Origin of the sequence: Aeromonas sp. PrichA-15 (genome assembly GCF_017939245.1) — a bacterium.
Classification (GTDB): domain Bacteria; phylum Pseudomonadota; class Gammaproteobacteria; order Enterobacterales; family Aeromonadaceae; genus Aeromonas; species Aeromonas caviae.
Genome location: NZ_JAGKRH010000290.1, coordinates 1 through 975 on the forward strand (window position 1 = coordinate 1; position 975 = coordinate 975).

Below are 975 nucleotides of genomic sequence, written 5' to 3' on the forward strand. Positions count from 1 at the left end.
CACACCATGGGAGTGGGTTGCACCAGAAGTAGATAGCTTAACCTTCGGGAGGGCGTTTACCACGGTGTGATTCATGACTGGGGTGAAGTCGTAACAAGGTAACCCTAGGGGAACCTGGGGTTGGATCACCTCCTTACCTTAAGATGACGAAGTTGTTGAGTGTTCACACAGATTGCCTTGATTCAAAGTAGTTAGAGCAAAGACCTGGTGCATTAATGCATCAGCTTCTGTTGTCCAGCCTTCGGGATGGATGAGAGAAAACCTCTTCTGCCGGATAACGGGATGTGAATAGCAGTTTAGTGCTGCCTGTTGTCTCAGTGCGCAAGCACTGCAAAGCAGACTCGGGGTCCCCTTCGTCTAGAGGCCTAGGACACCGCCCTTTCACGGCGGTAACAGGGGTTCGAATCCCCTAGGGGACGCCACTTCTCTTCTTGCTAACAAGAATGCAGAGTTAAGAACTGATTCTTAACTCTGTTTTCTTCGGCCTCGCGCCGTTGCAAACATGCTCTTTAACAATCTGGAAAGCTGATTTAAAAAGTAGTTCTCAAACATTTGTTACAAGTGCTTTGGAAACTTCTTGGCGAAAACCAAATTTTATTTGGTCACCTTCCTTCGGGAAGAAAGTTGTGCAGCAACAAGCTGGGTCGTTCAACGACACTTCTTGGGGTTGTATGGTTAAGTGACTAAGCGTACATGGTGGATGCCTTGGCAGTCAGAGGCGATGAAGGACGTACTAACCTGCGATAAGCCGTGAGCAGTCGGTAAGAGACATTACGACTCACGGATTTCCGAATGGGGAAACCCACTTAGCATAAGCTAGGTATCGCTGCGTGAATACATAGCGTAGCGAGGCGAACCGGGAGAACTGAAACATCTAAGTACCCCGAGGAAAAGAAATCAACCGAGATTCCCTCAGTAGCGGCGAGCGAACGGGGATTAGCCCTTAAGCATCTTGGAAGTTAGTGGAACGGTCCT

The 975-nt window shown here is 48.8% G+C and carries 1 tRNA gene and 2 rRNA genes; all 3 read left to right on the plus strand.

Annotated features, from left to right (window positions below):
• A 16S ribosomal RNA gene (locus J9889_RS21285) occupies positions 1–136 on the plus strand; the annotation flags it as partial.
• A 210-nt stretch (positions 137–346) separates the two neighbouring features.
• Positions 347–422 (plus strand) — tRNA-Glu (locus tag J9889_RS21290).
• A gap of 251 nt (positions 423–673) precedes the next feature.
• Positions 674–975 (plus strand): 23S ribosomal RNA (locus J9889_RS21295); the annotation flags it as partial.